The organism is Tahibacter caeni (assembly GCF_024609805.1).
Lineage (GTDB): Bacteria > Pseudomonadota > Gammaproteobacteria > Xanthomonadales > Rhodanobacteraceae > Tahibacter > Tahibacter caeni.
This window is the reverse complement of record NZ_JANFVR010000290.1, coordinates 1-6,160: the sequence shown is the minus strand read 5'-3', so window position 1 is coordinate 6,160 and position 6,160 is coordinate 1. Positions and strand designations below refer to the sequence as shown.

Here is a 6,160-nt window from a genome sequence, read left to right as displayed (position 1 = left end):
GGCGCGGCGATGCCGGCGTCGCCGGAGGGCTTCGCCTTCGCGCTCGCCGGACTCGTCGGATTCGCCGACCCGCTGCGCGCCGACGTGCCGCGAGCCGTGGCCGAGGCCCGCGCGGCCGGCGTGCGCCTGGTGATGATCACGGGCGACCATCCGGCGACGGCACTGGCCATCGCCGCGGCGGCCGGCATCGATGCGCAACGGGTCGTGACCGGCGACACGCTCGCGGCGCTCGACGAGCGTGGTTTCGCCGAGGTCGCCGCCGGCTGCGACGTATTCGCCCGCGTCACGCCGGAGCAGAAGCTGCGGCTCGTGCGCGCGCTGAGCGCGGCCGGCCAGGTCGTGGCGATGACCGGCGACGGCGTCAACGACGCGCCGGCGCTGAAGGCCGCCGACGTCGGCATCGCCATGGGACGCCGCGGCACCGACGTGGCGCGCGAAGCGGCGCAGATCGTCCTGCTCGACGACGGCTTCGCCTCCATCGTCGCCGGCATACGCAACGGCCGCATCATCTTCGCCAACATCCGCCGCGCGCTGCGCTACATCCTCGCCGTGCACGTGCCCGTCGCCGGCATGGCGCTGGCGCCGCTGCTGTTCGGCGGGCCGCTCGTGCTGTCGCCGCTGCTCGTCGTCTTTCTCGAGCTCATCATCGATCCGGCCTGCACGCTGGTCTTCGAGCGGCAGCCCATGCGTGAGGACGTCATGCGCGCCGCGCCGCGGCCGGCGCGCCAGACCATCTTCGGCGGCGGCGAAATCCTGCGCGCCATCGCCGACGGCACCGCCGCTCTCGCCGGCGCGGCCGCGGTGTATCTGCTCGCCTGGCGCGCCGGCCTGGCCGAGGCGGAAATCCGCGCGCTCGCGTTCACGGCCATCGTCGGCGGCAATCTCGCGCTGCTCGCGCTGAACCGCGACGAGCGCGGCGCCGGCGGTGCGTTCATCGCGGACAACCTCGCGTTCTGGATCATCCTCGGTGCGACGGCGGCGCTGCTCGCGGCGGCACTGTATCTGCCGGCCGTCGCCGCGATCTTCCGCTTTGCAGCGCCGGCCGGCTGGACGGCCGCGGCGGCCTTCGCGCTGCCGGGTGCGGCCATCGTCGCTACGCGGCTTGCGCTGCGCGCGGTTCGCCGCTGAGCGGTATCGGCAGCGGTTGGCGGCAGTCGCCGGCGGCGGATCACAGCGCGAGGAACCCGGCGATCGGACAGTGCGACGCGGCGGCCCGGCCGAAGACCGGACGGCCGCGACGGCGACGACGTTGGGAGGGAACGGCAGCCACAATGGGCGGCCGCACTGCCGTCAGGCGGCGGCGCGGGCGGGCGCCGCCGCGTTGGCGTCATTCATCGAAGCCGACGGATGGCGGCGGGCGCCCGCGATGCGGCGGCTTCAAAGCGTCAGGCGATGAATGACCTGCATCGCATCATCCGGATCGGGCTCCCGCCGGAAACCGAGCCCGGCGGCGAGGTCGCGCATCGCGCCGTTCTCGGCCAGGTCGATCGACACCATCTCGCGGATGCCGCGGTCGCGCGCGATCGCGATCAGGTGCGTCATCAGCACCGTCGCGAGGCCGCGGTTCTGCCATTCGTCGGAAACCGTTACCGCGCATTCGCAGCTGCCGTCGGCCGAGACGCCGTAGCGGGCCACGCCGACTTCCTGCTTGGCGCCGTCGCGATGCAGCAGCGCGACGAGCGCCATGTCGTGTTCGTAGTCGATGTCGGTCAGCCGCCGGATCAGCTCCGCGCTGGGCTCGCCGATCTGGCCAAGAAAGCGCAGACGGCGCGACTGCGGCGACAGGCGGCGGATGAAATCGCGCTCGAGGCCGGCGTCGGCCTTGCCGATCGGACGGATCAGCACGTGCGTGCCGTCGCTGAGCACCTCGACCCAGTGCGGTGATTCCGGCGACAGCGGACGCGGCGCCAGCGCCTGCGGGGCCGGCACTTCGGACGACGGTGGTTTCGTGGTCATGGCGGTTCTCCGGTAGGGTGAGGCGATCGTGGGCCGGCGCGCTTGCCGGCATGTTGATCTGCATCATCTGGATGCCTCGCCGTCGCCCGCCGGCGCCCCGCGACGGAACGTTTCCGCGCCGGCGATTCCGTGACGAAAACGTCCGCAGGAACCAGCGCCGGCCCGTATTGACCCTCCACCGGTCGCCGACTACGCTGCCGGATCACTCGGGGGATGGGCATGCAACGACGAGGCGGCGGAATCGCTGTGCGCGTATTCGCGGCCGTCGCCTCCGCCCTGGCTGCCTGCCCGGGCGGCGCCGAAATCGCCGGCACGAACGAGGCGGCGGAAACACGCGCAGCCGCCCATGCGCTCGATGCGCGCATCGTGGCCAACGGTGCTTCGGTCACGTCGGGCAATGCCTTGATCCTGGGACTGGCGCAGACGATCACCGTGCCGGCCAACAGCGTCGTGCACGTGCACAGCGACGGCGGCGTGCAGAGCACCGGAGCGACGTCGACGAGCTATTCGGTCGTCGACATCGGCCTGTTCGTCGACGGCGTCGTGTCGAGCTCGGCCGGGCAGCGCCGGCTGTCGATCGCCAACACCGCCGCGCTCTCCCAGCTGATCGCGAACTGGTCGATCGACCGCACGTATGCCTTGCCCGCGGGCAGCCACACGTTCGAGGTCAGGGCCGTCAACGGCGCGTCCGGCACCAGCGCCGCGAACGTCAGCAGCGGTTCGGCGCCGCAGCTGATGGGTGTGCTGACGGTAACCGTGATCAACAAGTAGCCGCGCGAGAGACCGGCCTTGCGATTCCTTCGACCGTTCCGCGTGCAAGAGCAGACGGTCCCGCACACGCATCGCCGGCGCGGGCTGCCGGGCCTGGGCTTCCTTCTGTCGGGCTACGTGCTGACGGCAACGGCAGTCGCGGGCGCCGATGCAACCCCGCCTGCGCGGCCGACCATTGCGATCGTCGGCGTGAACGTCGTCGATCTCGAACGCGCCCGCCCGCCGGCACTGCGCACGGTGCTGATCGAGGACGGGCGCATCGTCGCCGTCGCCGATCCGCGCCACGCGGTCGTTCCGGCACGGGCGCAGCGGATCGATGGCCGCGGCCGTTTCCTGATCCCGGGGCTCGTCGACCTGCACGTGCATCTGTTCAACCTCGCGTCCCGGCGCGCGCCGAACGACTGGGCATTCCCCTTGTTCGTCGCGAACGGCGTCACCGCGGTGCGCGAGATGAGCACGGACGCCGCGGGCATCGCGCAGATCCGGAACTGGCACGCCGCACGCGAGCGCGGCGAACTCGTCGCGCCGCGCATCGCCGCCGCCGGCATTGCGGTTCGCGGCGAATCGCCGGAAGCGGCGGTCGCCGCGGTGGAGGCGGCCGCCGACGCCGGCGCGGATTTCGTCAAGGTGTTCTCGCCCCTGCCGCAGGCGCAGTGGCAGGCCGTGCTGGCCACGGCGCAGCGCCGCGGGCTGCCGGTCGTCGGCCATGTGCCGGCCCAGGTCGCGCTGCAGGCCGCGGCCGTCGCCGGTCAGCGCGACAACGAGCATCTGATGCAGGCCATCGAAGCCTGTTCGAGCGTGGAGACCGAACTGCTGCAGGCCCGTGCCGCCGGCGGCCAGGCCGTCTCGGAGCAACGGCTCGATGCCGAGGCCTTGCAGGCCGTGCGGCAGTTCGATGCGCGGCGCTGCCGTGACGTCGCCGTCGCGCTGGCCGCGGCCGGCCAGGTCCAGGTCCCTACCCTCGTGCTGCCGCAGACCGAAGCGCGGGACGGCGCCGCGGCACTGTCGGCCGATCCGCGCTGGATCTACCTGCGCGCCGACGAACGCCTGCGCTGGCAGCGCGCGCATGCCTCGCTGACTGCAGCCGATCATCGGCTGTTTCGCGCGCGCTGGCCGGCGCTGCGCCGCATCGCCTCCGTTTTCCGGCGTGAGGGGGTCGAGTTGCTGGCCGGCACCGACGCGCCGATGCCCGGCGTCTATCCGGGCTATTCGCTGCACGAGGAGCTGGCGCTGCTCGTCGCGGCCGGATTGTCCCCGCGCGCTGCGCTGCGTGCAGCGACCCTGGCGCCGGCGCGTCTTCTCGGCCAGGACACCGACTTCGGCACGGTCGCCGTGGGCCGGTGCGCCGACCTCGTGCTGCTCGATGCCGATCCCACCCGGGACATCGGCAATGCGCGGCGCATCCGCGCCGTCGTGCTCGACGGCCGCGTGCTGACGCGCGACGCGCTCGATGCGTTGCTCGCCGATGCGGCGCGTGCGCAGTGAACCGGCGGGGCTTGCGCTCGGTGCGACCCGTGTTCGCCGGCGCGATGTCCCTGCCGTGCGCGTCGCCGACGTCGCCGAGGCGCCGGATCCGCGCTGTGCCGACCTGACGAGAAAGCGGCCGCGGCGCGAGCCGTTCGTCCCCTGGGACCGGGGCGGTGCGCAACAGTTGATGTCGATCAAACGGCGCCGCCACGGTCGGCGGTAGCGTGACCGGATCGAAGCCGCCGCTTCTCGCCGGACCGCCATGGGCACCACGCCTGCCGCTGAACTGGAAAGCCTGCTCGGGACCGCTGCTGATCACCGCCGGCGCCGTGTCCTGGTCGTGCTGCTCGCCCTCGCCCTGGCGGCTGCAGTCGCCTACGGTGTCTGGTCCAGCCTGCGCGCGACGACGAACGCCCCGCTCTACCAGACGGCCGAGGCCACGCGCGGCGATATCACCGTCAGCGTGACGGCGACGGGAAATCTGAAGCCGACTACGCAGGTGGACGTCGGCAGCGAACTGTCAGGCATCATCGAGAGCGTCGCCGTCGACGCCAATGTCCAGGTGCGCTCCGGCCAGGTACTGGCTCGGCTGGATACGGCGAGGCTGCGCGACCAGGCGGAAAAATCGCGCAGCGCCGTGACGACGGCCCAGGCGCAGACCCGCCTCGCCGAGGCGACCGCGCGCGAGGCGGAGCTGGCGCTGCAGCGCCTGCGCGGCATTGCGCGTCTGAGCGCAGGCAAGCTGCCCGCCGCGGCGGAACTGGATGCTGCGGAAGCCGCGCTGGAACGAGCCCGGGCCGCCGTCGCCGGGGCCGCCGCCGACACGCTGCAGGCGCGCGCCGCGCTGCATGCGGACGAGACCAGCCTGGCCAAGGCGTCGATACGCTCGCCGATCGACGGCGTCGTGCTGACACGCAAGATCGAGCCGGGCCAGACCGTCGCTGCTTCGCTGCAGGCGCCGGTGCTGTTCACGATTGCGCAGACCCTGTCGCAGATGGAGCTCGACGTCGACGTGGACGAGGCCGACGTCGGCGGCGTGCGCGAAGGCATGGAAGCCACGTTCGCGGTCGATGCGTATCCGGCGCGGACCTATCGCGCGCACGTGCGTCGCGTCGACCTGGGCTCGCAGGTCAAGGACGGCGTGGTTTCGTATGTCACGGTGCTCGATGTGGACAATACGGACCTTTCGCTGCGACCCGGCATGACGGCCACGGCGGAGATCGTAACGGCCACCGTGCGCGGCGCCGTGCTCGTGCCCAGCGCAGCGCTGCGCTTCCAGCCCGAGGAACAATCCCAGGCGCAGGGTTCGGGCAGCCTGGTCGAACGCCTGCTGCCGCGCATGCCGCGCGCGACCACGGCGAAGTCGCCGCGCGGTGCGCATCAGGTCTGGATCCTGCGCGACGGTGCGCCGCAGGCGGTCGACGTCGTGGTCGGCGCCAGCGACGGACAGCTGACCGAAATCGTCTCCGGCCTGGCCGCCGGCACGCGCGTGATCACCGAAACGGCTGCCCCGCCGTGAGCGCGCCGACCGCGCAAGAGGTTCCGCTGCTGCGCCTGCGCGGCGTGACCAAGTCGTACGGCGCCGGCGACGCCCTGCTGCAGGCGCTGCGTGGCATCGATCTCGTCGTGCGCGAGGGCGAGTTCGTCGCGATCATGGGCCCGAGCGGCTCCGGCAAATCGACGGCGATGAACATACTCGGCTGCCTCGACGCGCCGACCACGGGCAGCTACGAATTCCGCGGCATCGCCGTGGAAAAACTCTCGCGCAACCAGCGCGCCCTGTTGCGCCGCCACTGCCTGGGCTTCGTGTTTCAAGGCTACAACCTGCTGGCTCGCACGTCGGCGCTGGAGAACGTGGAACTGCCGCTGCTCTATCGCGGCGAGACGGCGGCTGCGCGCCACGCGCAGGCGCGGGCGGCGCTGGAGGCCGTCGGCCTCGCCGACCGCGAACGGCACACGCCGGCCG

6 protein-coding genes are annotated in these 6,160 nt (G+C 72.3%); 5 read left to right on the top strand and 1 reads right to left on the bottom strand.

Going from position 1 to position 6,160, the window contains the following annotated elements:
- Nucleotides 1-1,128: cation-translocating P-type ATPase (locus NON22_RS18975; protein ID WP_257388531.1), on the top strand; the 1,128-nt coding region annotated here is incomplete at its 5' end.
- A 249-nt stretch (nt 1,129-1,377) separates the two neighbouring features.
- Here NON22_RS18975 and NON22_RS18970 read toward each other — a convergent pair.
- Nucleotides 1,378-1,956, bottom strand: coding sequence for a GNAT family N-acetyltransferase (locus tag NON22_RS18970; RefSeq protein WP_257388529.1), 579 nt, complete (start codon nt 1,954-1,956; stop codon nt 1,378-1,380).
- Between the two features lie 246 nt (nt 1,957-2,202).
- Here NON22_RS18970 and NON22_RS18965 point away from each other — a divergent pair, with 246 nt between their 5' ends.
- The 4 genes from NON22_RS18965 to NON22_RS18950 form a co-directional block, all read left to right on the top strand.
- The gene (locus NON22_RS18965) at nt 2,203-2,727 is read left to right on the top strand and encodes a hypothetical protein (RefSeq protein WP_257388528.1); all 525 of its coding nucleotides are present in this window, start codon (nt 2,203-2,205) and stop codon (nt 2,725-2,727) included.
- A gap of 42 nt (nt 2,728-2,769) precedes the next feature.
- Nucleotides 2,770-4,212 (top strand): amidohydrolase family protein, encoded by a 1,443-nt coding sequence (locus NON22_RS18960; RefSeq protein ID WP_257388527.1) that lies wholly within the window; start codon nt 2,770-2,772, stop codon nt 4,210-4,212.
- A 244-nt stretch (nt 4,213-4,456) separates the two neighbouring features.
- Entirely contained in the window at nt 4,457-5,713 is a 1,257-nt protein-coding gene (locus NON22_RS18955; RefSeq protein WP_257388526.1) for an efflux RND transporter periplasmic adaptor subunit, read from the top strand.
- Nucleotides 5,710-6,160 (top strand): ABC transporter ATP-binding protein (locus NON22_RS18950; protein ID WP_257388525.1); only part of this gene is annotated, 451 nt, incomplete at its 3' end. The genes NON22_RS18955 and NON22_RS18950, both read left to right, overlap by 4 nt.

What these genes read in the sequence shown, in the direction of transcription:
- NON22_RS18955 (WP_257388526.1), top strand. Translation starts at nt 4,457, where the DNA reads ATGGGCACCACGCCTGCCGCTGAACTGGAAAGCCTGCTCGGGACCGCT.
- NON22_RS18970 (WP_257388529.1), bottom strand. Translation starts at nt 1,956, where the DNA reads ATGACCACGAAACCACCGTCGTCCGAAGTGCCGGCCCCGCAGGCGCTG.